This window comes from Pseudomonas sp. PDM19, from assembly GCF_014852215.1.
GTDB lineage: Bacteria > Pseudomonadota > Gammaproteobacteria > Pseudomonadales > Pseudomonadaceae > Pseudomonas.
The window spans coordinates 1,125,245-1,151,974 of the sequence record NZ_JACVBG010000002.1 but is presented as its reverse complement, the minus strand read 5'-3'; the positions used below and the strand labels follow the sequence as shown (position 1 = coordinate 1,151,974).

24 protein-coding genes and 1 pseudogene are annotated in these 26,730 nt (G+C 64.4%); 9 read left to right on the top strand and 16 right to left on the bottom strand.

From position 1 onward, the window contains the following. The first annotated feature begins 105 nt into the window (after positions 1–105). The 3 genes from IB273_RS13725 to IB273_RS13715 are packed head-to-tail and all read left to right on the top strand — an operon-like array spanning position 106 to position 1,729. A complete protein-coding gene (locus IB273_RS13725; protein ID WP_192224279.1) occupies positions 106–681 on the top strand; it encodes a PilZ domain-containing protein in 576 nt (191 codons plus the stop codon). 14 nt (positions 682–695) lie between these two features. Next, positions 696–1,010 carry a phosphodiesterase gene (locus IB273_RS13720; protein ID WP_192224278.1) on the top strand — a complete coding sequence of 105 codons (315 nt, stop codon included), beginning with the start codon at positions 696–698 and terminating at the stop codon, positions 1,008–1,010. Further along, entirely contained in the window at positions 1,007–1,729 is a 723-nt protein-coding gene (locus tag IB273_RS13715; RefSeq protein ID WP_192224277.1) for a glycerophosphodiester phosphodiesterase, read from the top strand. The genes IB273_RS13720 and IB273_RS13715 overlap by 4 nt, the downstream gene beginning before the upstream one ends. Before the next feature lie 42 nt (positions 1,730–1,771). On the opposite strand, the gene sthA is transcribed toward IB273_RS13715, so the two are convergent. The 4 genes and pseudogenes from sthA to IB273_RS13695 form a co-directional block, all read right to left on the bottom strand. Further along, positions 1,772–3,166 (bottom strand): Si-specific NAD(P)(+) transhydrogenase, encoded by a 1,395-nt coding sequence (gene sthA, locus IB273_RS13710; protein ID WP_045211662.1) that lies wholly within the window; start codon positions 3,164–3,166, stop codon positions 1,772–1,774. Positions 3,167–3,376: 210 nt separating this feature from the next. After that, the gene (locus tag IB273_RS13705) at positions 3,377–4,405 is read right to left on the bottom strand and encodes an FAD:protein FMN transferase (protein WP_412548080.1); all 1,029 of its coding nucleotides are present in this window, start codon (positions 4,403–4,405) and stop codon (positions 3,377–3,379) included. Between the two features lie 144 nt (positions 4,406–4,549). Further along, positions 4,550–5,917: pseudogene (locus tag IB273_RS13700) on the bottom strand (amino acid permease); the annotation flags it as partial. Between the two features lie 108 nt (positions 5,918–6,025). Next, a complete protein-coding gene (locus tag IB273_RS13695; RefSeq protein WP_081519453.1) occupies positions 6,026–7,492 on the bottom strand; it encodes a glyceraldehyde-3-phosphate dehydrogenase in 1,467 nt (488 codons plus the stop codon). Positions 7,493–7,632: 140 nt separating this feature from the next. Here IB273_RS13695 and mfd point away from each other — a divergent pair, with 140 nt between their 5' ends. Both mfd and IB273_RS13685 read left to right on the top strand, forming a co-directional pair. Beyond that, on the top strand, positions 7,633–11,097 hold the full coding sequence (gene mfd / locus IB273_RS13690; RefSeq protein WP_192224275.1) for a transcription-repair coupling factor: 3,465 nt from the start codon (positions 7,633–7,635) through the stop codon (positions 11,095–11,097). A gap of 11 nt (positions 11,098–11,108) precedes the next feature. Further along, a complete protein-coding gene (locus IB273_RS13685) occupies positions 11,109–11,771 on the top strand; it encodes a CsiV family protein (protein WP_081519451.1) in 663 nt (220 codons plus the stop codon). Positions 11,772–11,890: 119 nt separating this feature from the next. Here the strand turns inward: IB273_RS13685 and IB273_RS13680 are convergent, their stop codons facing one another. The 4 genes from IB273_RS13680 to IB273_RS13665 are packed head-to-tail and all read right to left on the bottom strand — an operon-like array spanning position 11,891 to position 14,945. Continuing rightward, positions 11,891–12,628, bottom strand: coding sequence for an S-methyl-5'-thioinosine phosphorylase (locus tag IB273_RS13680; RefSeq protein WP_151187744.1), 738 nt, complete (start codon positions 12,626–12,628; stop codon positions 11,891–11,893). Between the two features lie 9 nt (positions 12,629–12,637). Further along, a complete protein-coding gene (nagZ, locus tag IB273_RS13675; protein ID WP_192224274.1) occupies positions 12,638–13,636 on the bottom strand; it encodes a beta-N-acetylhexosaminidase in 999 nt (332 codons plus the stop codon). Between the two features lie 11 nt (positions 13,637–13,647). Further along, positions 13,648–14,172, bottom strand: coding sequence for a L,D-transpeptidase (locus IB273_RS13670; protein ID WP_192224273.1), 525 nt, complete (start codon positions 14,170–14,172; stop codon positions 13,648–13,650). Between the two features lie 56 nt (positions 14,173–14,228). Beyond that, on the bottom strand, positions 14,229–14,945 hold the full coding sequence (locus IB273_RS13665; protein ID WP_017519280.1) for a TetR/AcrR family transcriptional regulator: 717 nt from the start codon (positions 14,943–14,945) through the stop codon (positions 14,229–14,231). 262 nt (positions 14,946–15,207) lie between these two features. Here IB273_RS13665 and lexA point away from each other — a divergent pair, with 262 nt between their 5' ends. Then, a complete protein-coding gene (lexA, locus tag IB273_RS13660; RefSeq protein WP_026079098.1) occupies positions 15,208–15,822 on the top strand; it encodes a transcriptional repressor LexA in 615 nt (204 codons plus the stop codon). Between the two features lie 13 nt (positions 15,823–15,835). Beyond that, complete coding sequence (gene sulA, locus IB273_RS13655; protein WP_192224272.1) at positions 15,836–16,309, top strand: SOS-induced cell division inhibitor SulA; 474 nt, start codon at positions 15,836–15,838, stop codon at positions 16,307–16,309. A gap of 44 nt (positions 16,310–16,353) precedes the next feature. On the opposite strand, the gene IB273_RS13650 is transcribed toward sulA, so the two are convergent. From IB273_RS13650 to fadB, 6 genes are all read right to left on the bottom strand, one after another. Then, positions 16,354–16,593 carry a hypothetical protein gene (locus tag IB273_RS13650; RefSeq protein ID WP_045211682.1) on the bottom strand — a complete coding sequence of 80 codons (240 nt, stop codon included), beginning with the start codon at positions 16,591–16,593 and terminating at the stop codon, positions 16,354–16,356. A gap of 107 nt (positions 16,594–16,700) precedes the next feature. After that, on the bottom strand, positions 16,701–17,222 hold the full coding sequence (locus IB273_RS13645; protein ID WP_192224271.1) for a DUF6586 family protein: 522 nt from the start codon (positions 17,220–17,222) through the stop codon (positions 16,701–16,703). Positions 17,223–17,289: 67 nt separating this feature from the next. After that, positions 17,290–19,896 (bottom strand): type I DNA topoisomerase, encoded by a 2,607-nt coding sequence (topA, locus tag IB273_RS13640; RefSeq protein WP_081519445.1) that lies wholly within the window; start codon positions 19,894–19,896, stop codon positions 17,290–17,292. A 92-nt stretch (positions 19,897–19,988) separates the two neighbouring features. Next, entirely contained in the window at positions 19,989–20,252 is a 264-nt protein-coding gene (locus IB273_RS13635; protein ID WP_045211689.1) for a DUF1653 domain-containing protein, read from the bottom strand. Between the two features lie 123 nt (positions 20,253–20,375). Then, positions 20,376–21,551: an acetyl-CoA C-acyltransferase FadA gene (gene fadA, locus IB273_RS13630; RefSeq protein WP_081519444.1), complete on the bottom strand. Its 1,176-nt coding sequence runs from the start codon at positions 21,549–21,551 to the stop codon at positions 20,376–20,378. Between the two features lie 30 nt (positions 21,552–21,581). Next, entirely contained in the window at positions 21,582–23,729 is a 2,148-nt protein-coding gene (gene fadB, locus IB273_RS13625; protein ID WP_081519443.1) for a fatty acid oxidation complex subunit alpha FadB, read from the bottom strand. Positions 23,730–24,203: 474 nt separating this feature from the next. Between fadB and IB273_RS13620 the strand changes: the two genes are divergently transcribed. Next, a complete protein-coding gene (locus tag IB273_RS13620; RefSeq protein ID WP_081519442.1) occupies positions 24,204–25,010 on the top strand; it encodes a hypothetical protein in 807 nt (268 codons plus the stop codon). Between the two features lie 5 nt (positions 25,011–25,015). Here the strand turns inward: IB273_RS13620 and IB273_RS13615 are convergent, their stop codons facing one another. Beyond that, positions 25,016–25,450 carry a hypothetical protein gene (locus IB273_RS13615; protein ID WP_081519441.1) on the bottom strand — a complete coding sequence of 145 codons (435 nt, stop codon included), beginning with the start codon at positions 25,448–25,450 and terminating at the stop codon, positions 25,016–25,018. Positions 25,451–25,531: 81 nt separating this feature from the next. Between IB273_RS13615 and IB273_RS13610 the strand changes: the two genes are divergently transcribed. Further along, positions 25,532–25,972 carry a universal stress protein gene (locus tag IB273_RS13610; RefSeq protein ID WP_024766849.1) on the top strand — a complete coding sequence of 147 codons (441 nt, stop codon included), beginning with the start codon at positions 25,532–25,534 and terminating at the stop codon, positions 25,970–25,972. A 43-nt stretch (positions 25,973–26,015) separates the two neighbouring features. Here the strand turns inward: IB273_RS13610 and IB273_RS13605 are convergent, their stop codons facing one another. Next, the gene (locus IB273_RS13605) at positions 26,016–26,702 is read right to left on the bottom strand and encodes a DUF6901 family protein (RefSeq protein ID WP_081519440.1); all 687 of its coding nucleotides are present in this window, start codon (positions 26,700–26,702) and stop codon (positions 26,016–26,018) included. Between the last annotated feature and the right edge of the window lie 28 nt (positions 26,703–26,730).

Below are 26,730 nucleotides of genomic sequence, written 5' to 3'. Positions count from 1 at the left end.
TGAAGAGTGCGTCGGGCGTCAGTTCCATCTGGCGTGCGACTTCCGTGTGGCGAGGCCAGGCAGGCGGCTTTACACTCAGACCATCACTGCTGCCGTGGGTTCGCCATGTCCACTCCAGACGCGGATGACCGCCGCGAATACTATCGTATTGAAGACACGCTCGCATTGGAATTTCGCCCGCTGCGCGAGGACGAAATCCAGTCGCAAGAAGTGCTTCAGGATGATTCCGCGCTGTTCAACCTGCTCAGCGACCTGCACCTGACCGACTTCGAGTCGCAGCACCTGCTGCGCCATATCAACGAGCGCGACCGCCCGCTGGCCAGCTACCTGAAGGTGATGAACAAGCGCATCGACCTGATCGCCCAGGCCCTGACCCAGAGCCTGCTCAGCGAGATCGGCCCGGCGCGCAAGGTCACGCTGTCCGAAGGCGGCATCAATTTCCGCGATACCCAGCCACTGGCGGTCGACCAGGACCTGGCGCTGAAGATCGTCCTGCTCCCCCACGGCCTGGGCCTGCTGCTGCGCGCCAAGGTCACCCATTGCCAGCAGCAGCCCGAGGGCGACTACGAGATCGGCACCGAATTCGAGATGCTCGGCGACGCCCAGCGCCAGTTGCTGGCCCGCCACATCCTCCAGCGCCAGGCATTGGAACGCCGACAGGCCAAGGCCCGCGAAGAATGAACCCAGGGATATCCATGCGCCATCTGCTGCTCCTGTTGAGCCTTGTCATCCCGCTGCCACTGCTGGCGGATACCATCGAGATACCGGTGGGCACCCAGGGCGACCCGCACATCGTGCTGCCGGCCCGTGGCGAGAGCCAGAAGGCCGTGCTGGAACACTTCGGCCTGCCGGACGAAGAACACCCGGCGGTGGGCAAGCCGCCCATCTCGCGCTGGGACTACCGCGAATTCAGTGTCTATTTCGAGAGCGGGGTGGTGGTCGATGCCGTCCGCCAGCACCGTTCGCCCTATCTCAAGGACCTTTCACCGACTCCCAAGGAGCCCCAGTGACTCTGATCTATGGCCATCGCGGCGCCAAAGGCGAAGCACCGGAAAACACCCTGAACAGCTTCCAGCGCTGCCTGGAACATGGCGTGAAGCGCTGCGAACTGGACCTGCACCTGTCCCGCGACGGCGAGCTGATGGTGATCCACGACCCGACGCTCAAACGCACCACCGGCCGACGCGGCAAGGTCTCCGAGCAACTGGCAGAGGATCTGGTGACCCTGGACGCCCGCGACGGCGGTCCGGGCTGGGTGCGCCCCTGCCCCATCCCGCGCCTGGCGGAGCTGTTCGAGCGCTGCGAGTTCGAGCACTGGCAGCTGGAAGTGAAAAGCGCATCGAAGGATCGTGCTGGCCGCACGGTGCAGGCGATCCACCAGTTGGTAGGCCGTTTCGGCCTGCGCGACCGGATCACCGTGACCTCAAGTTCGCGCACGGTGCTGCGCGCGCTGGAGGAACTGGCGCCGGAGCTGTCACGCGGGCTGGTGGCCGAATACGCCTGGCTCGACCCGCTGAAGGTCGCCGCGCACTACGGCTGTGATCTGCTGGCGCTGAACTGGATGCTGTGCACCCCGGAGCGCTTGCTGAAAGCGCAGAAGCAGGGGTTGCATGTGTCGGTGTGGACGGTCAACGAGCCGGCGCTGATGCGCCGGCTCGCTGATTTTGGCGTGGATAGCCTGATCACAGACTTTCCCGGTTTGGCCACTGCCACGATCGGGAATCGCTGAGCAGGTTCCCCCCGACCGGCTCAGGCCGCCGGTCGGGGTACTTCAAAAAATCCGGTTCAGGCCGTCGAACGCCGCTACGCGGTAGGCTTCGGCCATGGTCGGATAGTTGAACGTGGTGTTGACGAAGTACTTCAGGGTGTTCAGTTCGCCCGGCTGGTTCATGATCGCCTGGCCGATGTGGACGATCTCCGAGGCCTGGTCGCCGAAGCAGTGCACACCGAGGATTTCCAGGGTGTCGCGGTGGAACAGGATCTTCAGCATGCCCACCGGCTCGTTGGAAATCTGCGCGCGGGCCATACCCTTGAAGAAGGCCTTGCCCACCTCATAGGGAATCTTCGCCACGGTCAGCTCCTGCTCGTTCTTGCCGATCGAGCTGATCTCCGGAATGGTGTAGATGCCGGTCGGCACGTCGTTCACGAAGCGCCAGCCATCGTGCTCGACGATGTTGCCGGCAGCCGAACGACCCTGGTCGTAGGCGGCGCTGGCCAGGCTCGGCCAGCCGATCACGTCACCGGCGGCATAGATGTTCGATACCGAGGTGCGGTAGTTCTCGTCGGTCTCGATCTGGCCGCGGCTGTTGACCTTGATGCCGATGTTCTCGAGGCCCAGACGGTCGGTGTTGCCGGTACGGCCGTTACACCACAGCAGGGCGTCGGCCTTGATCTTCTTGCCCGACTTCAGGTGCAGGATCACCCCGTTGTCCAGGCCTTCCACACGCTCGTATTCCTCGTTGTGACGGATCAGCACGTTGTTGTTGCGCAGGTGGTAGCTCAGCGCATCGGAGATTTCGTCGTCGAGGAAGCTCAGCAACTGGTCGCGGGTGTCGATCAGGTCCACCAGCACGCCCAGGCCACTGAAGATCGAGGCGTACTCGCAGCCGATCACCCCGGCTCCGTAGATGATCAGGCGACGCGGGGTGTGGCTCAGGGACAGGATGGTGTCGCTGTCGTAGACGCGCGGGTGGTTGAAGTTGATGTCCGACGGACGATACGGACGCGAACCGGTGGCAATGACGAACTGGTCGGCCACCAGGCGCTCCACGGCGCCGCTGGGGGTGACGACTTCGACGGTGCGTTCATCGACGAAACTGGCGGTGCCGTTGAACATGTCGATGCGGTTGCGGGCGTAGTAGCCGGTGCGCGAGGAGACCTGCTTGGAGATCACCCGCTCGGCGCTTTTCAGCACGTCCGGGAAGGAGAACCAGCGCGGCTCGCCGATCTGGCGGAACATCGGGTTGGTGTTGAACTCGATGATCTGCTTCACCGAGTGACGCAGTGCCTTGGACGGGATGGTGCCCAGGTGCGTGCAGTTGCCGCCGACCACGCGACGGCTGTCCACCACCGCCAGCTTGCGCCCGTACTTGGAGGCGTTCATCGCCGCCCCCTCGCCTGCCGGGCCCGTGCCGAGAATCACCACGTCGTAGTTGTAGACAGCCATGCGTACTCCTTCAGAACAGGCCGGGGCGCTCGCTTGGCGCTCCCGGCAAAACCTCGGCACCACATGCGCCGAGGCGGATCGAAATCATTGGCGCAGCTTAGCCCTGCGGCAAAAGGCTGCACATTAGCGGTTGGTCGGCAGGTAGGCGAATTTTGCCGCTACTACATGCCGTTGCCAGCCTGCGGGCCGCCATCATGCCCGCCGAAGCTTTCATTCAGGCGACGGAAACAGCGCTTCGAAGCGCGTCGTCGCGCGGGCCACGAAGCCCTCGCCCTGGCGCACGATGAAGAAGGCTGCCAGCCCATTGCGCTCGGCAAAGGTATAGCCCTCCTCCGGCCCCAGCACCATCAGCAGGGTCGACAGGCCGTCGGCGCGCAGGGCCTGGGCTTCCGCCACGGTGACCGCCGCCAGCGCGTGGCGGACCGGCGTACCGGTGCGCGGGTCGAAGGTGTGCGAGTAACGCTGCCCACCCTCCTCGAAATAGTTGCGGTAGTCGCCGGAGGTGGACAGGCCGATGCCATCCAGCGCAACCGAGCGCTCCACCTGCCGCTCGCGCTCGCCGCTGGGCACTTCAAGGGCGATGCGCCACGGCGCGCCATCGGGCTTGTGGCCCACGGCCTTGAGCTCGCCGGTGATCTCCACCAGGTAATCGGTCAGGCCCAGCTCGGCCAGTCGAGCACTGACCTGATCCACCGCGTAGCCGGCGACGAGGCTGTCGAAGTCCAGTTGCGCATCGACGTCCTTGCACAGCTGATCGCCTTTCAGTCGCAGATGCTGGTGGCCGACACGGGCGCGCTCACGCTGCAGGGCAACGGCATCCGGAACCTTCTCGCCGCGCGACTGCGGGCCGAAGCCCCAGAGGTTCATCAGCGGCTCGACGGTGAGGTCGAAGGCGCCGCCGCTCTGCTGGGAAAGCTGTTCGCCGTAGCGCCAGAGTGTCAGCATGTCCGCCGGCAAGGTCATGCAACTGCCGGCTGGGCGAGCGTTGAAGCGCGAAAGTACCGAGTCGTCGCGGTAGGTGGAGAACTGCTCGTCCAGGCTCGCCAGGATTGCCTCTACTTCAGCCTTGAGCTTTGCAGTGTCAGGCGCCTTGCCCGTGGTCACGTATTGCACCGTGTAGCTGCTGCCCATGGTCGGGCCGCCAAAGCGTTCGACCGACTCCCCGCATCCCGCCAGGGCAGTCACCAGCACCATCAACAGCCAGCCTCCACGCAACACTCGGCACCTCCTGCCGTCCATCACCCGCCCAGCGCCGGGCATTCTACCGCAAGCACCCCGAGCCACTGTTTCCGCTCTGGCAAAGGTGCATTACCAAAAGAAAACGGGAGCCGAAGCTCCCGTTTCTCAACCGGATCAGGCGTTGGCCTTGGCCGGGGACTTGCGCTTGAACAGGTAGCACACACCCATCAGCACGATCCACACCGGAATCGCGTACACCGACACGTCGATGCCCGGGATCTGCAGCATGATGGCGAGGATGAACACCACGAAGGCCAGGCACAGCCAGTTGCCGTAGGGGTACCACAGGGCGCGGAAGAACGGTTGCACGCCCTTGGCCACCATGGCCTTGCGGAACTTCATGTGGGCCAGGCTGATCATCGCCCAGTTGATCACCAGCGCGGCGACCACCAGCGACATCAGCAACTCCAGCGCCTGGTGCGGGATCACGTAGTTGACCACAACACAGGCCAGGGTGATGAACGCCGAGACGCCGATGGCCAGCAGCGGTACGCCGCGATCATCGACCTTGGCGAAGGCGCGCGGGGCATCGCCCTGCTCGGCCAGGCCGAAGAGCATGCGGCTGTTGCAGTACACGCAGCTGTTGTAGACCGACAGCGCGGCGGTAAGCACCACGAAGTTCAGGATGTGCGCCGCGTACTCGCTGCCCAGCAGCGAGAAGACCTTGACGAACGGGCTGCCGCTGTAGGGATCGCCGGCGCTGTTGATGCTCTGCAGCAGGGCATCCCAGGGGTACAGCGAGAGCAGCACGGCCAGGGCGCCGATGTAGAAGATCAGGATCCGGTAGATGACCTGATTGATCGCCTTGGGGATGACCTTCTTCGGCTCGGAGGCTTCGGCGGCGGTGATACCGACCAGCTCCAGTCCACCAAAGGAGAACATGATGATCGCCAGGACCATCACCAGGCCCTTCCAGCCATTGGGGAAGAAGCCTCCGTGGGCCCACAGGTTGCTCACCGAGGCCTGCGGACCACCGTTGCCGCTGGCCAGCAGCCAGACGCCGAGCAGGATCATGCCGATGATGGCGACGACCTTGATGATCGCGAACCAGAACTCGGTCTCGCCGAAGGCCTTCACGTTGAACAGGTTGATGGCGTTGATCAGGACGAAGAACACCGCGGCCGTCGCCCAGGTCGGGAAGTCCGGCCACCAGAACTGGATGTACTTGCCGACCGCGGTCAGCTCCGACATGCCCACCAGGATATACAGCACCCAGTAGTTCCAGCCGGACATGAAGCCGGCGAAACCGCCCCAGTACTTGTGCGCGAAGTGGCTGAAGGAGCCGGCAACGGGCTCCTCGACGATCATCTCGCCGAGTTGGCGCATGATCAGGAAGGCGATGAAGCCGCCGATGGCGTAGCCGAGGATCATCGACGGGCCGGCGGATTGCAGCACGCCGGCAGAGCCCAGGAACAGGCCGGTACCGATGGCGCCGCCGAGGGCGATCAGCTGGATGTGGCGGTTCTTCAGACCGCGCTTCAGCTCGCCTTCATGCAGATGTTGTCCATCCATTTGAAGTCTTTCCAGGTTCGGGAATTGGCAGATTTTATTGATGGTTATGGGGGTGCCACTAACGAAAAACGGGAGCCCGAGAGCTCCCGTTTATCTAGACCGCCTGAATCAGCGCGGGAAAGCCGGCGGGTTCACACCAGCCATGTCTTCCATCACGCGGACGACCTGGCAGCTGTAGCCGAACTCGTTGTCGTACCACACGTACAGGACGACGCGGTTGTCGTTGGCAATGGTCGCCTCGGCATCGACGACGCCCGCATGGCGGGAACCGACGAAGTCGGTGGAAACCACTTCCTGAGACGACACGAAGTCGATCTGCTTCTGCAGGTCCGAGTGCATGGCCATCTGGCGCAGGTACTCGTTGATCTCTTCGCGGTTGGTGGCCTTTTCCAGGTTCAGGTTGAGGATGGCCATGGAGACGTTCGGCGTCGGAACGCGGATGGCGTTGCCGGTCAGCTTGCCCTTCAGAACCGGCAGAGCCTTGGCGGCAGCGGTAGCGGCGCCAGTCTCGGTGATCACCATGTTCAGCGGCGCGGCGCGGCCACGACGGCTGCCCTTGTGGAAGTTGTCGATCAGGTTCTGGTCGTTGGTGAACGAGTGAACGGTTTCGACGTGGCCGTTGACGATGCCGTACTGGTCGTTCACAGCCTTGAGCACCGGCACGATGGCGTTGGTGGTGCAGGAAGCGGCGGAAACGATCTTGTCGTCAGCGGTGATGTCGCCATGGTTGATGCCGTGAACGACGTTCTTCAGCGCACCCTTGCCCGGAGCGGTCAGGATCACGCGGTCGATACCCGGGCACTTCAGGTGCTGGCCCAGGCCTTCGGCATCGCGCCACTTGCCGGTGTTGTCGACCAGCAGGGCTTTCTTGATGCCGTACTGGGTGTAGTCGATCGACGCCGGGTCGTTGGAGTAGATCACCTGGATCAGGTTGCCGTTGGCGGTGATGGTGTTGTTTTCTTCATCGATGGTGATGGTGCCGTCGAACGGACCATGCACGGAGTCACGACGCAGCAGGCTGGCGCGCTTGACCAGGTCGTTCTCGGCGCCCTTGCGGACGACGATGGCGCGCAGGCGCAGGCCGTCGCCACCACCGGTCTTCTCGATGAGGATACGGGCCAGCAGGCGGCCGATACGACCGAAGCCGTACAGGACCACGTCGGTGCCTTCGCGGGCGCCGCCGTTCTGCTTGCCGACCACGTCGGCCAGCTCGTCCTTGGTGAACTGCTCGATGCTGCGGCCGTTACCTTCGGTCTTGAACTTGGCAACCATCTTGCCCAGGTCTACCGAAGCTGCGCCCAGCTTGAGCTCGCTCATCGCCTTGAGGATCGGGAAAGTGTCGTGAACCGACAGCCCGCCTTCTTCGGCCAGGCGGTGACGGGCGAAACGGTGCGCTTTGAGGATCGCGATCACCGAACGGTTGATCAGGCCACGGCCGTAGATCGAGGTCACCACGTTGTTGTTACGGTACAGCTGACCGATCAGCGGAATCATGGCTTCCGCGAGGGCTTCACGATCGATCCACTCACCGAGACACTGGTCGGGCTTCTGGGTCACGGGCAATACCTTCCACATGTAGGAGAAGAAAAAAGGGGCTACATTATGACGGCGCGAACAATCGCCGGCAATCCGCAGCGGTCGTATGACTGACATCCGTCAATCGGGATAGTTACAATCCGACCGGTCAAATTCCTCGACCGGAGCCAAGACTGCCCGTGTCCGTATTGCGTATCCCTACATTGCCGACCGCAGCCGGCAAACAATCCTGGGGCAACCTCCCCGGGGCCGCCCTGAGCCTGGCCATCGCTGAAGCGGCCGGGCCGGCGAAACGTTTCACCCTGTTGCTGACCGCCGACAGCCAGAGCGCCGAGCGCCTGGAGCAGGAGCTGCGCTTCTTCGCGCCGGATTTGCCAGTGCTGCAGCTGCCGGACTGGGAAACCCTGCCCTACGACGTGTTCTCGCCGCACCAGGACATCATTTCCCAGCGCGTCGCCACGCTCTATCAGTTGCCCGAACTGCGCCGCGGCGTGCTCGTGGTGCCGATCACCACCGCCCTGCACCGCCTGGCGCCGGCCAAGTTCCTGCTCGGCAGCAGCCTGGTGCTGGATGTCGGCCAGAAACTCGACGTCGAGCAGATGCGCAGCCGCTTCGAGGCTGCCGGCTACCGCTGCGTGGACACTGTCTACGAACACGGTGAGTTCGCCGTGCGCGGCGCGCTGATCGACCTGTTCCCGATGGGCAGCGAACTGCCCTACCGCATCGACCTGTTCGATGACGAAATCGAGACGCTGCGCACCTTCGACCCGGAAACCCAGCGCTCCATCGACAAGGTGGAGAGCATCCGCCTGCTGCCGGCGCGCGAGTTCCCGCTGCGCAAGGAAGCGGTGACCGGCTTCCGTGGCCGCTTCCGCGAGCGTTTCGACGTCGACTACCGCCGCTGCCCGATCTATCAGGACCTCGCCAGCGGCCTGACACCCGCCGGCATCGAGTACTACATCCCGCTGTTCTTCGAAGATGGCGAGACTTCGACGCTGTTCGACTACCTGCCACAGGACACCCAGGTGTTCTCCCTGCCGGGCATCGAGAGCGCCGCGGAACAGTTCTGGACCGACGTGCGCAACCGCTACGAAGACCGCCGCTACGACCCGGAACGCCCGCTGCTGCCGCCGGCCGAAGTCTTCCTGCCGGTGGAAGACTGCTTCGCCCGCCTGAAGAACTGGCCGCGCGTGGTGGTCAGCCCCGAGCCGATCGAGAGCGGCGTCGGCCGCGAGCGCTTCCCCGCGCAAGCGCTGCCCGAACTGGCCATCGAGGCCAAGGCCAGCGAGCCGCTGGCGCGCCTGCGCCAGTTCATCGAGCAGTTCGACGGCCGCATCCTCTTTACCGCCGAGTCCGCCGGCCGCCGCGAGGTGCTGCTGGAGCTGCTGGCGCGACTGAAGCTGCGCCCGCTCGAAGTCGAGGGCTGGCCGGGCTTCCTGGCGCACAAGGACCGCCTGGCGATCACCATCGCGCCGATGGACGAAGGCCTGCTGCTGGACGCCGACAAGGGCCAGCCGGGCATTGCCCTGGTCGCCGAAAGCCCGCTCTTCGGCCAGCGCGTCATGCAGCGCCGGCGCCGCGAGAAAACCCGCGACGGCGGCGAGAACGTCATCAAGAACCTCACCGAGCTGCGCGAAGGCGCGCCGGTGGTACACATCGACCACGGTGTCGGCCGCTACATGGGCCTGATCACCCTGGAGATCGACGGCCAGAACGCCGAATTCCTCGCCCTGCAGTACGCCGACGAAGCCAAGCTCTACGTGCCGGTGGCCAACCTGCACCTGATAGCCCGCTACACCGGCAGCGACGACGCCCTGGCGCCGCTGCACAAGCTGGGCTCGGAAACCTGGCAGAAGGCCAAGCGCAAGGCCGCCGAGCAAGTCCGTGACGTCGCCGCCGAACTGCTGGACATCTACGCCCGCCGCGCCGCGCGCAAGGGCTATGCGTTCAAGGACCCGCAGGTCGACTACGCCACCTTCTCCGCCGGCTTCCCCTTCGAGGAAACCCCGGACCAGCAGACCGCCATCGAAGCCGTGGTGGCCGACATGCTCGCCGACAAGCCGATGGACCGCCTGGTCTGCGGCGACGTGGGCTTCGGCAAGACCGAGGTGGCCATGCGCGCCGCCTTCGTCGCGGTGCACAGCGGCAAGCAGGTCGCCGTGCTGGTGCCGACCACCCTCCTCGCCCAGCAGCACTACAACAGCTTCCGCGACCGCTTCGCCGACTGGCCGGTGAGCGTGGAGGTCATGAGCCGCTTCAAGTCCGCCAAGGAAGTCGAAGGCGCCGTGGCGCAGCTGGCCGAGGGCAAGGTCGACATCGTCATCGGCACCCACAAGCTGCTGCAGGACGATGTGAAGTTCAAGAACCTCGGCCTGGTCATCATCGACGAGGAGCACCGTTTCGGCGTACGTCAGAAGGAGCAGCTCAAGGCCCTGCGCAGCGAGGTGGACATCCTTACCCTCACCGCCACGCCGATCCCGCGCACGCTCAACATGGCGGTAGCCGGCATGCGCGACCTGTCGATCATCGCCACGCCGCCGGCGCGCCGCCTGTCCGTGCGTACCTTCGTCATGGAGGAGCAGAAGTCGGTGATCAAGGAAGCCCTGCTGCGCGAACTGCTGCGCGGGGGTCAGGTGTACTTCCTGCACAACGAAGTGAAGACCATCGAGAAGTGCGCCCGCGACCTGGCGGAGCTGGTTCCCGAGGCGCGCATCGGTATCGGTCACGGGCAGATGAACGAGCGCGACCTGGAACGGGTGATGAGCGACTTCTACCACAAGCGCTTCAACGTGCTGGTGGCCTCGACCATCATCGAGACCGGCATCGATGTGCCGAGCGCCAACACCATCCTCATCGAGCGCGCCGACAAGTTCGGCCTGGCCCAGCTGCACCAGCTGCGCGGGCGCGTCGGCCGCAGCCACCACCAGGCCTACGCCTACCTGCTCACCCCGCCGCGCAAGCAGATGACGCCGGACGCCGAGAAGCGCCTGGAAGCCATCGCCAACGCCCAGGACCTGGGTGCCGGTTTCGTGCTGGCGACCCACGACCTGGAAATCCGCGGCGCCGGCGAGTTGCTCGGCGACGGCCAGAGCGGACAGATCCAGGCGGTGGGTTTCACCCTCTACATGGAAATGCTCGAACGCGCGGTGAAGGCCATCCGCAAGGGCGAACAGCCAAACCTCGAACAACCGCTGGGCGGCGGCCCGGACATCAATCTGCGCGTACCGGCGCTGATCCCCGAGGACTACCTGCCGGACGTTCACGCCCGCCTGATCCTCTACAAGCGCATCGCCAACGCCGCCGACGAGGACGGCCTGCGCGAGCTGCAGGTGGAAATGATCGACCGCTTCGGCCTGCTGCCTGACCCGGCGAAGAACCTGATCCGTCTGACTTTGCTGAAACTGCAGGCAGAAAAGCTCGGGATCGTGAAGGTAGATGCCGGCCCACAGGGCGGACGGGTAGAATTCGCCGCCGATACCTGCGTCGACCCGCTGGTGCTGATCAAGATGATCCAGAGCCAGCCCAATCGGTACAAATTCGAAGGGGCCACCCTCTTCAAGTTCCAGGTGCCCATGGAGCGCCCGGAAGAACGGTTCAACACGCTGGAAGCGCTGCTCGAGCGCCTCACGCCACAGACTCATTAAGGACCCTGTGCATGCGCCTGTTCCAACCCTTGCTGCTGTCGCTGGCGCTTCTGTCGCCAGCCGCCTTCGCCGAGCCCTACCAGGTGGAGCTGATCCTCTTCCAGCAATCTGGCGACGCCGTGTTCGCCAGCCGCCCCGCACCCGACGACTGGGCCAAGGGCGCGCAACCGCCGGGCCCGGACAGCTCGCGCCCCACCGCAATGGACGCCCAGGTGGCCAAGCTCAAGCAGAACGAAGGCTTCCAGGTGCTGATGCACAAGGCCTGGCGCCAGGAAATCGATGCCAACCCGGTGAAGATTTCCCTGAGCGAAGGCGCCCAGCGTGACGGCCACTTCCCGGTGGAAGGCACCGTCACCCTCAGCCAGCAGCGCTTCGTGAACACCCAGACCGACTTCTGGATCAATCAGTTCGGCCAGGACGGCCTGCTCGCCGCCAGCCAGCACATGGTCCAGGAAGCCAGCCTGAAGAACAGCGTGCTGACCTACCTCGACCACCCGAGCCTGGGCATGCTGATCAAGGTGACCCCACTCAACGCCAAGCCCGCCTCCGCTCCGCCGCCCGGCATGGAAGACGAAGCGCCGACCGGCCCGGATGCGCCGCAACAGCAACAGGCTCCGGCCGCACCGGCAGACGGCGGCTTCGAAGCCCCACCGCCGGCACAGCCCGCGCAATAAACAAAAAGCCCGGCATTCGCCGGGCTTTTTCTTGCTCTTCAAAGAAGCGGGCTTGCTCGCGAACCTGCAAGGCACGGCGCCAAGCGATTCGCGGGCATGGCCCGTTCTTGCAGAGAGCGTCAGCTTATGAGTACACGCCCCAGCACCTCGCGCACCTTGCCGATGCCTTCGTGCAGCGCCTGCTCGATCTCGGCCATGGTGATGATGCCGCTGGACTTGCCGGCTGCCGGGTTCACCACCAGCGACAGGCAGGCGTAGGGCAGGTCCAGTTCGCGGGCCAGTGCGGCCTCGGGCATGCCGGTCATGCCGATGATGTCGCAACCGTCACGCTCCAGCTTGGCGACTTCCGCCACAGTCTCCAGGCGCGGGCCCTGGGTCGCGGCATACACGCCATGGCTGCTGTAGGCATAGCCTAGCGCCTGCAGGGCGGCGATCAGCTTGAGCCGCAGCGGCTCGTCATAGGGGTGGCTGAAGTCGATGTGGGTAACGTGCTCGATATCACCGGCGAAATAGGTGTGCTCGCGGCCCCAGGTGTAGTCGACGATCTGATGCGGCACGCAGAGATGGCCGCTGCCCATGGCGGCGTGGATGCCGCCCACAGCGTTCACCGCAAGGATGGCTTCGGCGCCAGCCTGCTTCAGCGCCCAGAGGTTGGCGCGGTAGTTCACCTGGTGCGGCGGGAAGCGATGCGGGTGGCCATGGCGGGCGAGGAAGAGCACCTCGCGACCGGCGAACTCGCCGCGCTGGATGGCCGCCGAAGGCGCGCCGTAGGGCGTATCCAGCTCGATGGCGTCCTTCAGGGTCAACCCTTCCAGCTGGGTCAGGCCGGTGCCGCCGATGATGGCGTAGACAGTCATGGCAAATCCTTAATCAATCAGTTGTGCGGCGCGCAGTTCGCCGACGGCTTGTTGCCAGCGCGGTTGCTGCTTGTATTCGACACCCGGCCAGGCCTTGGCGCGCATGCGTTGCAGACGCTGCGGCACGCTGACCTTGAGGCGCTGCAGGGCGCTCAGGGCCAGTTCGGCGGAGGCGCGGTCATTGCACACCAGGCCCATGTCGCAGCCAGCGCTCAGCGCAGCCTCGATGCGATTGGCAGCATCGCCGACCACATGGGCGCCGGCCATGGACAGGTCATCACTGAAGATCACCCCGTCGAAGCCCAGCTCGCCACGCAGGATGTCCTGCAGCCAGCGGCGGGAGAAGCCGGCGGGGTTAGGGTCGACCTGCGGGTAGATCACGTGGGCCGGCATCAGCGCATCCAGCTCGCCGGACAGGCGCTGGAACGGCACCAGGTCCACGGCGCGGATCTGTTCCAGTGTGCGCTCGTCCTCGGGAATCCCCACATGGGAATCCACTTCCGCCCAGCCGTGGCCAGGGAAGTGCTTGCCGGTGGAAGCCATGCCGGCGGCGCGCATGCCACGGATAAAGGCGCCAGCCAGCGCCACGGCGCGCTCCGGATTGCCTTCGAAGGCCCGGCTGCCGACCACGGCGCTGCGCTGGTGATCCAGGTCCAGTACCGGGGCGAAGCTCAGGTCCAGCCCTACCGCCAGCACCTCGGTCGCCATCAGCCAGCCGCACTGCTCGGCCAGTCGTTCGGCATTGGCGTTATCGGCGATGGCGCGCATCGCCGGCAGGCGCAGGAAGCCCTGGCGCAGGCGCTGCACGCGACCGCCCTCCTGGTCCACTGCCAGCAGCAGGTCGGGGCGTACGGCGCGGATGGCAGCCATCAGCTCACGCACCTGGCGCGGCGATTCGATGTTGCGGGCAAAGATGATCAGGCCACCGACTTCCGGGTGGCGCAGGATCTGGCGGTCCTCGGCGGTAAGCCAGGTGCCGCCGATGTCGAGCATCAGGGAGCCTTGCATGTGCATTCCTTTCAATTCAGTTGCGCCACCTGCCACTCGGGACAGGCGGGTTCTTCGATTCGGACCCGGCAATGGAGCGGCACCTGCGGGAAGAGTTCCAGCAGGTCATCATTGCGCAGGCGGACACAGCCGTGGGACAGCGGCGTGCCCATGGGCTCGCAGTCCGGCGTGCCGTGCAGATAGATGTAGCGGCGGAAGGTATCGACCTCGCCCATCCGATTGCGCCCCGGCTCGCAGCCGCTGAGCCAGAGGATGCGCGAGAGGATCCAGTCGCGGCCGGGAAATGCCTCGTGAAGCACGGCCGTCCAGGTCTCGCCAGTCCAGCGTCGGCCCTTCAGTACCGCGCCTTTGGGCAAGCCATCGCCGATGCGTGCACGGACCTGGTGCAAGCCGCGTGGCGTGCAGCCGGAGCCGTTGCGCTCCCCCGCGCCGTTGGCAGCGCTGGATACCGGAACGCGCACGACAAGACGCCCTGCGGCGAAGCCGTAGAGCATCTGGTCAGCAAGGGAGATATGGAGAAGATCGAGATCAGCCATGGCCGGCTACTGTAGCCGATCGGGCCGACGCAGCCCAGCGTGAAGCCGGGCCCGGATCAGACCTTGGCGGGCGCCTGGGCGGCACTCGACTTGGTGCGCGGCTTGAGCTGCGCACCCGCCAGCGAGGGATCACTGACGCCGCTGTCGGCACGCATGCCGGCAGCAAGGAACGGCACCATCAGGCGCATCACCTGCTCGATGGAAGTGTTCACGCCGAAATCGTTCTCGGCCATGGCGCGCAGCGCCTTGATGCCGGACATGCTGAACACCGCGGTACCCAGCATGAAGTGCACGCGCCAGAACAGTTCCAGCGGCGGCAGGCGCGGCGCGGACTCATGCACCAGCAGCATGTAGCGGCGGAATACCTTGCCGTAGACCTCTTCGAGGTACTTGCGCAGGTGGCCCTGGCTCTGACTGAACGCCAGGCCCAGCAGGCGCATGAAGATCGACAGGTCGTTGCCGCTACGCGGCTTCACCGCCATGGCCTGGACCACGAGCAGTTCGAGCAGCTCCTCCAGGGTGGCGCGCGGCGCATCGGGCTTGGCCTGACGGCGATCCAGCTCCTTCTCGAGGCTGGCGCAGAACGGGCCGAGGAAGCGCGAGAAGACCGCCTGGATCAGCGCCTTCTTCGAGCCGAAGTGATAGTTCACCGCCGCGAGATTCACCCCCGCCTTGCTGGTGATCAGACGCAGGGAGGTTTCGGCGAAGCCTTTCTCCGCGAACAGCTGTTCCGCAGCATCCAGGATGCGTTCGACGGTTTCCGACTGGGCCATGGCTACTCCGCCTGACAAACACTTGTTTGAAACATACGTTTCAGCGTCTTGTATTGTCAAGCAAAGTGCGATGGATTGTTACCAATATCATGGCAATGCGACGAGACGCCTGAATCGATGAGGATCTACAGCAAGACGCCTGCCAACGCCCAAAGGTTACATGCACGAACGTTCCACCGACAGCCGCACCCAATAAAAGCATTGCCAGCCCGCCATCACTGTATATAATTCCAGGCACTGTATAAAAAGCCAGAGTATGGACATGCTGAAGCTCACGCCGCGCCAAGCCGAGATCCTCGCCTTCATCAAACGCTGCCTGGAAGCCAACGGCTACCCGCCCACCCGCGCGGAAATCGCCCAGGAGCTCGGCTTCAAGTCGCCCAACGCCGCCGAGGAGCACCTGAAGGCCCTCGCCCGCAAAGGTGCCATCGAGATGACCCCGGGCGCCTCCCGTGGCATCCGCATCCCCGGCTTCGAGCCCAAGGCCGCCGCCAATGACGACGAATTGCCGATCATCGGCCGCGTCGCCGCCGGCGCACCGATCCTCGCCGAGCAGAATGTCGATGACACCTGCCGGATCAACCCCACCTTCTTCAACCCGCCGGCCGACTACCTGCTGCGCGTGCGCGGCCAGAGCATGAAGGACGTTGGCATCATGGATGGCGACCTGCTCGCCGTGCATGTCACCCGCGAGGCGCGCAACGGCCAGATCGTCGTCGCCCGCCTGGGTGAAGAGGTCACGGTGAAGCGCTTCAAGCGCGAAGGCAGCAAGGTCTGGCTGCTCGCCGAGAACCCGGAGTTCGCCCCCATCGAGGTCGATCTCAAGGAACAGGAACTGGTCATCGAAGGCTTGAGCGTCGGCGTGATCCGTCGCTGAACAGGAGACACCCATGCAGTACCCGCAGCCGCAGAACCTGCCGCAACTCCCGCTGTTCCAGGAAGCACTCTGGGCAAGCGGTACTGCTCCCCTGCTTCCGGAGCTGATGGAAGAAGAGCCCGTCGCCGACGAAAGCGCCTTCAGCGAGATCGCCCTGCGCGGCCTCCCCGGCCAGTGCCTGATGTTGCTGGCGCCGATGCTCCGCGAGCTGAGCGAGGAAAGCGATTCGCGCTGGCTGACCCTGATCGCTCCGCCGTCCAGCCTGACTCCGGACTGGCTGCGCAAGGCCGGCCTGAACCGCCAGGGCATCCTGCTGCTTCCGGCCCGCGATCAGGCCGCCGCCCAGGCCCTGGCCTGCGAAGCGCTGCGCCTGGGCAACAGCCACACCGTGGTGAGCTGGCTGAATCTCAGCGCGAAAGCGCGCGCGCAACTGTCCCGCGCCGCCGTTGCCGGCCAGGCGCAGAGCCTGAATATTCGTATGGGTTGATCTGATCGGGAAGCTTCGCCGCGAACGCGGCGAAGCGGAAGAACTCAATGCAGGACGCGCGGACCTTCGTCGTCCATGCTCATGTCACCGCCTTCGGCGAGACGGCCGGCCATCTGTACACCCACATTGAACATCGCCTTGGCGATCTCGATGTGCTGGCCCTGCAGGAAGCCCTTGGCATCGGCGGAGAACTCCAGGGTCACCAGCGCCTCCTCCTCGTCCGCACGACGCAGCACGATACGCCCGTCAGGCAGCTCGACAATTTCCAGAAATGAGGTTGGCATAGCGACGTTCTCCACAGCAGAACGCGTAGTGTAACAGCCACACCCGCCGCACCCTAGCCAAAGCTTGCGCGGACCGACCGGAAGGCCGGCGGGTTGTGATGCAGGGATCAGAGCTCGGTAAGCGATGCGCGGAAGCGCAGCACCAGGTCTTTCAGGGATTTGCGCCAGGTTTCCAGCTCGTCATTGCCCAACTCGACCGGCGCCTCGTCGTCGACATTCACCGCCTGGATCAGCGGCTGGGTCGGATCGACCTTGGCTTTCCTCGGCTCGCTCGGCGGCTGGAACAACGCGGCATAGGCGGCCAGCAGGCGACCCAGCCAGGCTTCCGGCGATTGCGCCAGCTCGACCATCTCCGCCAGCTCCGGGCTTGGCGCGGCAGCCAGTACCTCGGCATTCAGCAGCATATCGACGCGCGGCGCGCCGGCCTGGGGCAGGCGGTAGTAGCCAGCGATCTCATGGGCTACGCCCAGCACCGCTCCGTAGAGATGGAACAGCGCCGCTTCGCGTTCAGCCTGGATGCGCGCCTGGGCATTCATCGCACGCGCCGCTTCGGCGCTGCGCCAGGCTTCCAGGGCAAGGCCGGCGAAGAACAGCTTCTGGTTGGTACGGGTATAGAGTTCGTTCGCCATGACCGGGCCCTCTGCAGTCGACTGCGGCAGTATAAGCACGCCCCGCCTCAGCGGGGCGCGCCTTCCATCAGCGCTTGTCTTCGACCTTCCACTTGCCACCGTCGAAGAACGCGCGCCAGCCGGTGGGCTTGCCATCAACCTCGGACTGTACGTACTGCTCCTTGGTCTTGCGGCTGAAACGGATTACCGCCGGGCGGCCATCCGGGTCTTTCGCGGGAGCTGCGAGCAGGAAGTGGTACTTAGGATCCAGCTCTTCCTTGTGCGGCACCAGCTCGGCAACCAGCGGAGCACGGGTCTCGCGGTTCTTCGGGAACTGGCTGGCGGCCAGGAACAGGCCGGAAGCGCCGTCACGCAATACGTAGATGTCGTCCACCTTCTCGCACTTGAGTTCCGGCATGCGGATGGCGTCCATCTTCGGCGGCGCGGGCTCGCCGCTCTTCAGCAACTTGCGGGTGTTCTTGCAGGTCGGGTTGGTGCAGCCGAAGAACTTGCCGAAGCGGCCGGTCTTGAGTTGCATCTCGCTGCCGCACTTGTCGCATTCCAGGCTCGGGCCTTCGTAGCCCTTGATGCGGTACTGGCCTTCCTCGATCTCGTAGCCGGCGCAATCCGGGTTGTTGCCGCAGATATGCAGCTTGCGCTTCTCGTCGACCAGGTAGGCGTCCATCGCGGTGCTGCAGATCGGGCAGCGGTGCTTGCCGCGCAGTACGCGGGACTCGGATTCGCCCTCGTCATCCGCGGCGATTTCGTCGCCCGGAATCAGGTTGACGGTCGCCTTGCAGCGCTCTTTCGGCGGCAGGCTGTAGCCCGAGCAGCCGAGGAACACGCCGGTGGAGGCGGTACGGATCATCATCGGCCGGCCGCACTCGCGGCAGGGGATGTCGGTCAGGGTCGGCTGGTTGGCGCGCATGCCGTCGTTGGAGGCTTCGGCCAGGTCGAGCTTCTTGCGGAAGTCGCCGTAGAACTCGTCCAGCACGTTTTTCCAGTCGCGCTCGCCCTGGGCCACGTCATCGAGGTTCTCTTCCATGCCGGCGGTGAAGCCGTAGTCCATCAGGTTGGAGAAGCTCTCGTTGAGGCGGTCGGTGACGATGTCGCCCATCTTTTCCGCGTAGAAGCGGCGATTGTGGGTGGTGACGTAGCCGCGCTCCTGGATGGTGGAGATGATCGCCGCGTAGGTGGACGGACGGCCGATGCCGCGCTTTTCCAGTTCCTTGACCAGACTGGCTTCGGAGAAGCGCGCCGGCGGCTTGGTGAAGTGCTGGCTCGGATCGAGCTTGAGCAGCTTCATCGCGTCGCCCTGGTTCATTTCCGGCAGGACGTCATCCTCGCCCGGCTTGCTCTGCTGCGGCAGCACCTTGGTGTAGCCGTCGAACTTGAGAATGCGGCCCTTGGCGCGCAGCTCGAAGTCACCGGCAGCCGCGCTGACGGTGGTGGACAGGTACTCGGCCGGCGGCATCTGGCAGGCCACGAACTGGCGCCAGATCAGGTCATACAGGCGCTCGGCGTCGCGCTCCATGCCCGACAGCTGGGTCGGACGCAGGTTGACGTCAGAAGGACGAATCGCTTCGTGAGCCTCCTGGGCGCCTTCCTTGCTGGAGTAGAAGTTCGGCTTGGCCGGCAGGTATTTCTTGCCGAACTCGCTGTCGATGAAGCCGCGCACCATGTCGATGGCGTCGGCCGACAGGTTGGTCGAGTCGGTACGCATATAGGTGATGTAGCCGGCTTCGTAGAGACGCTGGGCCATCATCATGGTCTTCTTCACCCCGAAGCCCAGGCGATTGCTCGCGGCCTGCTGCAGGGTGGAGGTGATGAACGGTGCCGAGGGCTTGCTGGAAGTCGGCTTGTCTTCGCGCTTGGCGATGCTGTAGCTGGAGGCCTTGAGCTTCTCCAGGGCAGCGGTGGCCTGGGCTTCGTTCAGCGGCTTGAAGGCTTCGCCCTTCTCGCGCACCACTTCGAAGCGGACCTTGTCGTTCTTCGGCGTGCCGAGGTCGGCGTGCACTTCCCAGTACTCTTCGGGAACGAAGGCGCGGATCTCGCGCTCACGCTCGACCACCAGCTTCACCGCCACCGACTGCACGCGGCCGGCGGACAGGCCACGGGCGATCTTGGCCCACAGCAGCGGCGAGACCATGTAGCCCACCACGCGATCGAGGAAGCGGCGTGCCTGCTGGGCATTCACGCGGTTGATATCCAGCTCGCCGGGCTGGGAGAAGGCCTCCTGGATGGCCTTCTTGGTGATTTCGTTGAAGACCACGCGCTTGTAGCGCGAGTCGTCGCCGCCGATGGCCTCGCGCAGGTGCCAGGCAATGGCCTCCCCTTCGCGGTCCAAGTCGGTTGCGAGATAGATGGTGTCGGCATCCTTGGCCAGGCGGCGCAGCTCCTCGATCACCTTTTCCTTGCCGGGCAGGATCTCGTACTTGGCCTTCCAGCCGTGCTCCGGATCGACGCCCATGCGGGTGACGAGCTGGCGCTTGGCCTTCTCCTTCGGCGACAGGGCCGGCGCCTCGGCAGCGGTCTTGCGCGTTTTTGCCGCAGGCTCCTTCGACGCGGACGAGCCGCTGGTGGGCAGGTCGCGGATGTGGCCGATGCTCGACTTCACCACGTACTGGTTGCCCAGGTACTTGTTGATGGTCTTGGCCTTGGCCGGTGATTCCACGATGACCAGCGATTTACCCATGGATCGGAATATTCCTGCGTCGAAAAGATGAATTTATAAGGAGGGAGGAGCTAGGAGCGGCACCGCTATATATAGTGGCGGTCGCGCCAAGGTCAAGCTTGGGTTTCGCCGGACGGGCCGGTCTGAAGACCCAGCGGATCGTTTTCGGCGCTCACCAGAGCAAAGCGCGGAACGTTCTCGCCATTCACTTCCACCGCCTCGGTAAACATGCTCAGCGGGCGTACCCAGAGGCCGAATTCGCCGTACAGCGCCTGGTAGATCACCAGCTCTTCCTCGGTCTCCGAGTGCCGGGCGACGCCGAGAACGCGGTACTGCTGTCCCTTGTAATGTCGATACAGTCCGGGCTGCAAGTGCATGTCGGTTCTCCCTCGGCCGGCCAAAAGGCGGCGATTGTGCTCATTGCGCGGCCGTCGGGCAATCCCCGCCCGACAAAAACGAAAGCCGGGGCACAAGGCCCCGGCTCTCCCATCGACGAAAGCTTAGACGCGTTCGAAGACGGTGGTGATGCCCTGACCGAGGCCCACGCACATGGTGGACACGCCCAGGGTGCCACTGTTCTGCTTCATCACGTTCAGCAGGGTGCCGGAGATACGCGCACCGGAGCAGCCGAACGGGTGACCCAGGGCGATGGCGCCGCCGTGCAGGTTGACCTTCTCTTCCATCTTGTCGAGGATCTTGAGGTCCTTCAGCACCGGCAGGGCCTGTGCGGCGAAGGCTTCGTTGAGCTCGAAGAAGTCGATGTCGTTGATGGTCAGGCCGGCACGCTTGAGCGCCTTGTTGGTCGACGGAACCGGGCCGTAGCCCATGATCGCCGGATCAACGCCCGCCACAGCCATGGCGCGAACCACGGCCATCGGCTGCACACCGAGGTCCTGGGCGCGCTGGGCGCTCATGACGATCATGCAGGAAGCGCCGTCAGTGATCTGCGAGGAAGTACCCGCCGTCACGGTGCCGCCCTTCGGGTTGAAGGCCGGCTTCAGGGCCGCCAGGCTTTCCAGGGTGGTTTCCGGACGGATGGTTTCGTCGAAGTCGAAGACCTTCAGGAAGCCGTTCTCGTCGTAACCTTCCATCGGGATGATTTCGTCTTTGAACTTGCCTTCCTGAGTCGCTTTCCAGGCCAGCTGGTGCGAACGCACGCCGAACTTGTCCTGCGCCTCGCGGGTGATGCCGTGCATCTTGCCCAGCATTTCGGCGGTCAGGCCCATCATGCCCGACGCCTTGGCGGCGTACAGGGACATGTGCGGGTTCGGGTCGACGCCGTGCATCATGCCGACGTGGCCCATGTGCTCCACGCCGCCGATGACGAAGACGTCACCGTTGCCGGTCTGGATCGCCTGCACGGCAGTGTGCAGGGCGCTCATGGACGAGCCGCACAGGCGGCTGACGGTCTGGCCGGCGCTGGTGTGCGGGATCTGGGTCATCAGCGACGCCATGCGTGCGATGTTCCAGCCCTGCTCCAGGGTCTGGTTCACGCAGCCCCAGATAACGTCCTCGACTTCCGCCGGGTCGATCTTCGGGTTGCGCTCCAGGAGCTTGCTGATCAGGTGCGCGGACATGTTCTCCGCGCGGGTGTTGCGGTGCATGCCACCCTTCGAACGGCCCATCGGGGTGCGGCCGAAGTCGACAATGACGGCGTCTCTCGGATTCAGGCTCATAAATTCACTCTCGCTCTATTCGTTGCGCACTCAACCGAAGAACTTCTGGCCGTTCTTGGCCATTTCACGCAGCTTCGCGGTCGGGTGGTACAGCGCACCCAGGTCGGCGTACTGGTCGGCCAGTGCGACGAATTCGGCCACACCGATGGAGTCGATGTAACGCAGGGCACCGCCACGGAAGGGAGGGAAGCCGATGCCGTAGATCAGGCCCATGTCGGCCTCGGCAGCGGTTTCGACGATGCCGTCTTCCAGGCAGCGCACGGTTTCCAGGCACAGCGGGATCATCATGAAGTTGATGATGTCCTCGTCGGTCAGCTCGCGCTGCTCGGTGACGATGGACTTCAGCAGCTCATAAGCCTGCGGATCGGTGACTTTCTTCGGCTTGCCGCGCTTGTCGGTCTCGTAGGCGTAGAAGCCCTTGCCGTTCTTCTGACCCAGGCGGTTGGCGTCGTACATCACGTCGACGGCAGTCTTGCCTTCCACGGCCATGCGGTCCGGGAAGCCTTCAGCCATCACGTCACGGCCGTGGTGGCCGGTGTCGATGCCGACCACGTCGGACAGATAGGCCGGGCCCATGGGCCAGCCGAACTTCTCCATGATCTTGTCGATGCGCACGAAGTCCACACCGAAGCCCAGCAGCTTGGAGAAGCCGCCGAAGTACGGGAACAGCACGCGGTTGACCAGGAAGCCGGGGCAGTCATTCACCACGATGGGGTTCTTGCCCATCTTCTTGGCGTAGGCCACGGTGGTGGCGACGGCGACGTCACTGGACTTCTCGCCGCGGATGACTTCGACCAGGGGCATCATGTGCACCGGGTTGAAGAAGTGCATGCCGACGAAGTTTTCCGGACGCTTGAGCGCCTTGGCCAGCAGGTTGATGGAGATGGTGGAGGTGTTCGACGCGAGGACCGCGTCTTCCTTCACTACGCCTTCAACTTCGGCCAGAACGATCTGCTTGACCTTCGGATTCTCGACCACGGCTTCGACGACGATGTCGACGTTGCCGAAGTCGCCGTAGGACATGGTCGGGCGAATGGCGTTCAGGGCCTCGGCCATCTTGGCCGGGGTCATGCGGCCTTTTTCGACGCGCTTGCCCAGCAGCTTCGAGGCCTCGTTCAGACCCATCTGGATACCCTCTTCGCGGATATCCTTCATCAGGATCGGAGTGCCCTTGGAAGCGGACTGGTAGGCGATGCCGCCACCCATGATGCCGGCGCCCAGTACGGCGGCCAGTTTCACGTCCTTGGCGATCTCGTCGTACTGCTTGGCCTTCTTCTTCAGGTCCTGGTCGTTCAGGAACAGGCCGATCAGGCTCTGCGCAACCGAGGTCTTGGCCAGTTTCACGAAGCCTTGGGCTTCGATTTCCAGCGCTTTGTCGCGACCGAAGTTGGCGGCTTTCTGGATCGACTTGATCGCTTCGACCGGAGCCGGGTAGTTCGGGCCGGCCTGGCCTGCGACGAAGCCCTTGGCGGTTTCGAAGGCCATCATCTGCTCGATGGCGTTCAGCTTGAGCTTTTCCAGCTTCGGCTGACGGCGGGCCTTGTGGTCCAGCTCGCCGGCGATGGCGCGCTTGACCAGGTCCAGGGCGGCGGCTTGCAGCTGCTCCGGAGCCACAACGGCGTCGACGGCGCCGACTTTCAGCGCGTCTTCAGCACGGTTTTCCTTGCCCGAGGCGATCCACTCGACTGCGTTGTCGCAACCGATGATGCGCGGCAGGCGAACAGTGCCGCCGAAGCCCGGGTAGATGCCCAGCTTCACTTCCGGCAGGCCGACCTTGGCGGTGGCGCTCATGACACGGAAGTCGGCAGCCAGGCACATTTCCAGACCGCCGCCCAGGGCGATGCCGTTGATCGCGGCTACGGTCGGAACGTTCAGGTCTTCGAAGTCGCTGAAGATCTTGTTGGCTTCGAGGTTGCCGGCCAGCAGCTCTTCGTCAGGCAGCTTGAAGTTGTCGACGAACTCGGTGATGTCGGCGCCGACGATGAACACGCCCTTGCCGCTGGTCACGATCACGCCCTTGACGGACGCATCGGCCTTGATGGTATCGACTGCTTGACGCAGTTCATTCAGGGTGAGTCGGTTGAACTTGTTGACGGACTCGCCCTTGAGGTCGAAATTCAGTTCGACGATGCCGCTCTCAAGAGCCTTAACCGTGATGGCTTTACCTTGGTAAATCATCAACTGATCTCCACGCTAGGGAAGCTTGAAATCACACGTCGGACACCGTGTATCGGGACAGCTCGGCAGTGCCGAGGTTAGTCCCAAAGCTTGCGGCACACCCGCCGACGCGATAGCCGGGGCGTTATGTTGGATCCTTCGCACGTGGCAAACGATCGATTCATACGCCCGTTTGATTTGGGTGCGCCCACCTTCTAGCAAAAGCCAATGCTTGTCAATCGGCGAGACGTAACAGTCGCAAAGCGGCCGGGGCGTCTGGGCCGGAGCATTCAGCGCAACCCTGATGAGCTATTCACCACGCCTATCGTGACAATTGTTACCTGGCACCGACGTCCCGACAGCCACTGTTCAAACCCCATGGCCCGCGCTAGAGTCGGGCGCAATGGCGATCTGCCTTCTGCCAACGCCGGCAGACGCCTGGAACCTGTGGAATACAAAACAACAAGAAGCCCATGGCTCCAAGGAGTTGGAACGATGCCCAGCCGTCCGCTAGTGCGTCTGCTGTCTGCGCTCGCGCTCACCGCCCTGCCCCTCATCGCTGCCGCCGACGCCGCCAGCGACCTGCTCAATGTCCACCAGACGCGCCTCGCCGCCCAACGCAGCCTCGGCGACTTCTTCATGTTCAATGCGATGGAGGGCGACCAGAAGTACGCCAGGATGGTCGAGACCTCGTCGCAGAGCGCCACCGACGCCCTGGGCAAGCTCGGGGAAATGCCCGGCACCGAATCGAAGAAGCTCAAGACCGAACTGCAGGACGAATGGAAGGCCTACGCGGCTCAGTTGCACGTCCTCACCGGCGCGCTGGACAAGAGCGGCTACACCGACCTGCAACCGGTGGCTGACCTCGCGGCGCAGAACCGCAAGCTGCTGGACACCGCAGAGCAGCTCTACGCGAAAATCCAGGAGGAAAGCGGCAGCAAGGTCCCGCCGCTGACCCAGCAGACCCGCGAGCAGAGCCTGCTGATGCAGGACATCGCGGTGGACTACGCCTCGCGCAACGCCTCGGTGGGCGCCAGCTTCTTCGGCGGCGGCGAGGAGCGCCCGCTGGACGACCTGGCCAACCGCTTCGCGATCAACCTGGTGAAGCTGCAGCAGGCGCCGCAGACCACGCCGGAGATCGGCCAGGAGCTACGCGGCGTGGCGATCAAGTGGCGCTACATCGAGAAATCGCTGCAGAACTACAACCAGAACAGCGTGCCCTTCCTGATCAACAAGTACTCCGACCGCATCATCGAAGACCTGGAGAAAGTCTCCGGTCTCTATGCCGCGCAGCAGAGCTGATCGCCTCAGGCATGCTGTTTAAGGAAGCTGGCGACCCGCTCGAGGTCGCTGCTGTCGCCCCGCTCGCCCCAGTACAGCGCGAGGAACTGGGGTGTCGCCTCGACCTTGTAGACGTCCTTCGGCAGACTGGCCAGCGCCTGGGCCAGCTCGGCAGGGGCGCTCGCCTCGCGCCAGCGATCCAGCCAGACGCCCGGCTCGCTCTGCCAGTAGCACCAGACATCGCGGTTCTTCCCGCGGGCGCGGTGGTACTGCGCGCACTGGCGCGGCGGCTGCCGTTCCAGCCAGTGGGGCCATTCCTGCTGCGCCATCTGCATGGCCAGGCCCAGGCGTCGCGCCTGCAGGCGCAGGTCCATCTGCCCGCGCTGGCCGCGCGAAGGGATCAGCCAGGTCAGCGGGCTGAGCACCAATGCAATGAGCAGGATTACCATCCACGTGGTCATATCGGTTATACCGGTCAAACAGGTCAAGCACGGCCATTGGGGCCATACTGATTAATAACGAGTCCCCCGGAGGAGACGCTCATGCCCTACCAACACATTCTGGTCGCCGTCGACCTTACCGAAGAATGCGATCCGGTGATGAAGCGGGCGGTCGCACTGGCCAAGGCCAACGATGCCCGGCTCTCGGCGGTGCATGTGGTCGAGCCCATGGCCATGGCCTTCGGCGGCGACGTGCCGATGGACCTGTCGATGCTGCAACAGCAGCAATTCGACCAGGCCAAGGAACGCCTGCACCAGTTCACCCTCACCTACGCCGAAATCACCAGCTCCCAGTGCCACCTGGTCTACGGCCAGCCGCGCCAGGAAATCCACCGCCTTGCCGATGAGCAGGACTGCGACCTGATCGTCGTCGGTAGCCACGGCCGCCACGGCCTCGCCCTGCTGCTGGGCTCCACCGCCAACGACGTGCTGCACGGTGCGCCCTGCGATGTCCTCGCCGTGCGCCTGCAGAAAACCAGCTGAGCCAACCTGGGTAGACGGCGGGCCCTGCGGGGCCCGCTTCGTTTCAGGCCCCTAGCATGTCCCCGCTCATCAGCAGCGGCCGCACCTTCTGCAGTTGCGCCTCCAGCGAATAGCTCATGCTCGACGCCATGGAGAAGAAGCTGAGGAAAGCCTTCAGGTTCGAGTCGCCGTCGCAGGTCTCGTGAATCCGCTGCCAGAACGCCTGGTTCACCAGCTGCAACTGCTGGAACTGCTTCACCAGCCCCTTCAGCTCCCAATCCGCATGCCGCCCTTCACGGAAGTTGAAGTACTGGCGCATCAGGTACAGCGACACCGCGCGCAGGATGAACTCCTGGTTGCTGGCGAACGGCAGGTGCTGTTGCGCCATCGGCTTGAGCTTGCCCAGCAGCGGGCAGGCACTGGTGGCCATGATCACCCCGAGCAGCGCGCGCAGGCCCTCTTCCAGCCCCGCGTGCTTGATGTACTCGCGCTCCGGCGTGCGTACCTGCACCGAGACCTTCTTGAAGGCCGGCAAACCACGAAAATCCTCGATCACCCGGTGCAGGTCCACCGCCGCCGGGCAGTGGCTGTACTGCGCCGGGTTCAGCGGGCAGTTGCTGCAACGGTTGTTCTCCAGGCGCGTCCAGCGCGGGGTCTGGGCGGCTATCTGGGCGTCGTACTGGCGCTCCAGCTCGATGCGGTAACTGAACTCGTGCTCATCATCCAGGGTGATGCGGTACTCGATTGCCATTCGGCCATCCCTAACAGTCTTTGATCAG

Bases quoted from the DNA above. Each gene is read 5' to 3' on its own strand.
- IB273_RS13725 (WP_192224279.1), top strand. From the start codon at position 106: ATGTCCACTCCAGACGCGGATGACCGCCGCGAATACTATCGTATTGAA.
- IB273_RS13720 (WP_192224278.1), top strand. From the start codon at position 696: ATGCGCCATCTGCTGCTCCTGTTGAGCCTTGTCATCCCGCTGCCACTG.
- sthA (WP_045211662.1), bottom strand. From the start codon at position 3,166: ATGGCTGTCTACAACTACGACGTGGTGATTCTCGGCACGGGCCCGGCA.
- IB273_RS13705 (WP_412548080.1), bottom strand. From the start codon at position 4,405: ATGGACGGCAGGAGGTGCCGAGTGTTGCGTGGAGGCTGGCTGTTGATG.
- IB273_RS13695 (WP_081519453.1), bottom strand. From the start codon at position 7,492: ATGTGGAAGGTATTGCCCGTGACCCAGAAGCCCGACCAGTGTCTCGGT.
- IB273_RS13685 (WP_081519451.1), top strand. From the start codon at position 11,109: ATGCGCCTGTTCCAACCCTTGCTGCTGTCGCTGGCGCTTCTGTCGCCA.
- IB273_RS13680 (WP_151187744.1), bottom strand. From the start codon at position 12,628: ATGACTGTCTACGCCATCATCGGCGGCACCGGCCTGACCCAGCTGGAA.
- nagZ (WP_192224274.1), bottom strand. From the start codon at position 13,636: ATGCAAGGCTCCCTGATGCTCGACATCGGCGGCACCTGGCTTACCGCC.
- IB273_RS13670 (WP_192224273.1), bottom strand. From the start codon at position 14,172: ATGGCTGATCTCGATCTTCTCCATATCTCCCTTGCTGACCAGATGCTC.
- IB273_RS13665 (WP_017519280.1), bottom strand. From the start codon at position 14,945: ATGGCCCAGTCGGAAACCGTCGAACGCATCCTGGATGCTGCGGAACAG.
- lexA (WP_026079098.1), top strand. From the start codon at position 15,208: ATGCTGAAGCTCACGCCGCGCCAAGCCGAGATCCTCGCCTTCATCAAA.
- sulA (WP_192224272.1), top strand. From the start codon at position 15,836: ATGCAGTACCCGCAGCCGCAGAACCTGCCGCAACTCCCGCTGTTCCAG.
- IB273_RS13650 (WP_045211682.1), bottom strand. From the start codon at position 16,593: ATGCCAACCTCATTTCTGGAAATTGTCGAGCTGCCTGACGGGCGTATC.
- IB273_RS13645 (WP_192224271.1), bottom strand. From the start codon at position 17,222: ATGGCGAACGAACTCTATACCCGTACCAACCAGAAGCTGTTCTTCGCC.
- topA (WP_081519445.1), bottom strand. From the start codon at position 19,896: ATGGGTAAATCGCTGGTCATCGTGGAATCACCGGCCAAGGCCAAGACC.
- IB273_RS13635 (WP_045211689.1), bottom strand. From the start codon at position 20,252: ATGCACTTGCAGCCCGGACTGTATCGACATTACAAGGGACAGCAGTAC.
- fadA (WP_081519444.1), bottom strand. From the start codon at position 21,551: ATGAGCCTGAATCCGAGAGACGCCGTCATTGTCGACTTCGGCCGCACC.
- fadB (WP_081519443.1), bottom strand. From the start codon at position 23,729: ATGATTTACCAAGGTAAAGCCATCACGGTTAAGGCTCTTGAGAGCGGC.
- IB273_RS13620 (WP_081519442.1), top strand. From the start codon at position 24,204: ATGCCCAGCCGTCCGCTAGTGCGTCTGCTGTCTGCGCTCGCGCTCACC.
- IB273_RS13615 (WP_081519441.1), bottom strand. From the start codon at position 25,450: ATGACCACGTGGATGGTAATCCTGCTCATTGCATTGGTGCTCAGCCCG.
- IB273_RS13610 (WP_024766849.1), top strand. From the start codon at position 25,532: ATGCCCTACCAACACATTCTGGTCGCCGTCGACCTTACCGAAGAATGC.
- IB273_RS13605 (WP_081519440.1), bottom strand. From the start codon at position 26,702: ATGGCAATCGAGTACCGCATCACCCTGGATGATGAGCACGAGTTCAGT.